General features: G+C 49.2%; 3 protein-coding genes. 2 read left to right on the plus strand and 1 reads right to left on the minus strand.

The annotated features are described in order from the left end of the window. Window positions 1-353: spondin domain-containing protein (locus AC4MRN_RS20270; RefSeq protein WP_491204341.1), on the plus strand; the 353-nt coding region annotated here is incomplete at its 5' end. A gap of 117 nt (window positions 354-470) precedes the next feature. Beyond that, window positions 471-1,193 carry a response regulator transcription factor gene (locus AC4MRN_RS20275; RefSeq protein ID WP_073320281.1) on the plus strand — a complete coding sequence of 241 codons (723 nt, stop codon included), beginning with the start codon at window positions 471-473 and terminating at the stop codon, window positions 1,191-1,193. Window positions 1,194-1,211: 18 nt separating this feature from the next. Here AC4MRN_RS20275 and mgtE read toward each other — a convergent pair whose 3' ends face one another. Further along, entirely contained in the window at window positions 1,212-2,570 is a 1,359-nt protein-coding gene (gene mgtE / locus AC4MRN_RS20280; protein WP_155015772.1) for a magnesium transporter, read from the minus strand. Window positions 2,571-2,958 lie beyond the last annotated feature (388 nt).

The following is a 2,958-nucleotide window of genomic DNA, read 5'->3' on the forward strand; positions in this document are numbered from 1 at the left end:
TATCGGACGAGCAGGCGGCGTATCTGTCTGTAGTCACTATGCTGGTAAATACCAATGACGCCTTTACAGGAATAACTAACAAAGCGCTTAACGATTTGGCGGTGAATGATTCCATGTCGATGCTGTTGCCGGTTTATGACGCTGGTACGGAAGCTAACAGTGAAGCTGCTGGCACCATACCGGGCCCCGCTGACGGTGGTGAAGGGTTTAACGCCGAGCGTGATGACGCGGATACTGTTAGTTATCACCCGGGCGTGGTGTCCTCCCAGGACACGTTACCTGACTCGGTACTGATGGCTGAACACCGGTTTGATAACCCGGTCGCCCGATTAATTATTACCCGTGTGGAATAATTAGTTAGTTTTTCCGGTCTGTTGGATAAGAGTAGCATTGTTTCATCAATAAAATGAGGCAGTGGGCCTGGCCAGAGCAAAATGCAGCCAGGCAATTCGACAGACCGGAGAAACGGAATGATTCTAATCGTAAATCAAGGCAACACACCCTCATCAGAACTGCAGCACTGTTTACAGCGCGTCAATGCAGATTGTGCGCTGGCAACCAGTATGGCGACTGCATTACACAAATGCACGCATGAGTTTGTGCCGGTCATTGTGTTGGCGTTAAGCCAGCCCCTGGTCGAATGCCTTGATGATTTCCGCGCTCTGGTGCGCAAAGCAGTGAACTCGGCCGTCATCGTTCTGGCGCAGCAAGGCTGTGAAGCAGAGCGCATTTTATCCCTCGAACTCGGGGCCCAGGATTATCTGGATTACCCGTGTAACCCTGCCGAATTACAAGCCAGAGTACGCGTTCAGTTACGCAGAACGCCCGCAAGTTCGTCAACAGGCAATGAACGCCCTATTCAGATAGGCTGCTTCCGTATTGATCACAACTATCACCATGCAACGGTAAATGGCTACGCATTACCCTTAACCGCCACCGAATTTGATTTATTGTATTTCCTGGCCAGTCACCCGGACCAGGTCTTTTCCCGTGCACAGCTGTTGTCTTCGGTGTGGGGCTATCACTACAGCGGCTATGAGCACACGGTGAACAGTCACGTAAATCGCTTACGCGCCAAACTCGACAAAGCTCCCTTACACAGTAAGTTAGTCGAAACGGTCTGGGGAGTCGGTTATAAGTTTAATTCGGCGAGCGTATTGCCCACCGAAATGGCATTGCCTTACAGTGCTTAGGCAATATAAACGGAAGGTTTAGATAAGGAACAGGGTTGCGGTACCAAGAAACGCGAAGATACCCACGACATCTGTAATCGTTGTCAGAATAACACTACCCGCTAACGCCGGATCAATGCGCAGTTTCTTCATTATAATCGGCAGTGTTGCCCCGGACAGTGCGGCAGCAATCATATTCATCAACATCGCAAAAGCGATAATCAACCCGAGAGTGAGATCCTGTTTCCATACTGCAATGACTGATGCAATCAGCACGGCCCAAATCACACCATTCAACCCGCCAATAGCAAGTTCTTTATAGATCAACCAACGGGAGTTAGACGGGTTCACATGACCAAGTGCCATCCCGCGGATCACCAGTGTCAGGGTTTGGTTACCTGCTACGCCGCCCATGCTGGGCACGATGGTATTCAGAATGGCCAGCACAGCCAACTGGCTCAGTGTCGCCTCAAACAGATCGCTGACAGCAGCAGCCATAAGCGCGGTAAGTAAGTTCACACCCAACCACACTGAACGACGCTTGGTACTTTGCATAACAGGGGCAAAGGTATCTTCTTCGTCATCCAGACCCGCCATACTCATCATGGAGTGTTCTGCATCTTCACGGATGATGTCGACCACGTCGTCAATGGTAATACGACCAACCAGGCGGTGTTTGTCATCTACAACGGGGGCTGACAACCAGTTGTAACGTTCGAACATACTGGCTACTTCATCGTCGGGCATATTGACGGGAATTGCTTCGGGCTCTTCGTCCATCACATCGGAAACCGTGGCTTCAGGATCGGCGGTAAGCAGTCGCGAAACCGGCACGATCCCTTCCAGATTGTCGGTGCGATTGACCACGTAAAACGTATCCGTGTTTTCAGGCAACTCTCCCTTCAGGCGCAAATAACGCAACACCACATCAACCGACACATCAGGCCTTAAGGTGATGGTGTCGGTATTCATTATGAACCCGGCAGTTTCTTCACCATAGGACATGGCTTGCTCTGCGCGATGGCGATCCTGTGCGTCCATCGATTGCAGGATGTCCTGCAACACCTCGTCCGGCAGACTCGACAGGGTTTCAGCCAGATCGTCGGTGTCCATGTCTTCAAGGGCATCAACCACGTTGGCCGGCATCATTTTGGCAATGATCCCGTTGCGGACATCCTCAGATAATTCTTCTATAACGTCGCCGTGAAAATCGCTGTCGAGGAGTTCCCACAGGTCATCACGGGTTTTTGTTGGGCTGGACTCCAGGATGTGGGCGACATCACTGGGCGGCATTTCGTGGAGAAACTTGCGCACAGACACAAACCGGCCTTCTGACAAAGCCTGGTTGATGTCGCGTAATTGACTCTGTGCGTATTTCGTTTCGATAGCTTCTGCCACCAAACTTCTCCCAAAAATGCCTCGCGGCTCGCATGCGCTTAGATTACAGCAGCATAGAGTTTCTGTCATGATCAAAACGGCCGATTGGTTATTTTTTATTCCATATTTTTAGGGCGCTTTCTATTTTAATAATCAAACGGTATTACTTTTAACATAATTTATACAATTTTACGGAATGGCTTCTGATATAAAAGATAAGTTAAAACTATAAATAAAACAGTCACTTATACTAAAGTTGTAGGGAAGTAAGATGGAAGCGCTAATACAACAGAACAAAGAGAGTTTATTTACCCTATTCCAATCGGTTAATCAGCACCAGGTCAATTTGGGGAGTTTGAATACCTGGTGGGATAAAGTCGCATTGATTGGCAAAATCAACAGCTTGAAC

The organism is Marisediminitalea sp. (assembly GCF_984433645.1).

Excerpts from the sequence above, each read along its gene's own strand:
- AC4MRN_RS20275 (WP_073320281.1), top strand. The coding sequence starts at position 471 with ATGATTCTAATCGTAAATCAAGGCAACACACCCTCATCAGAACTGCAG.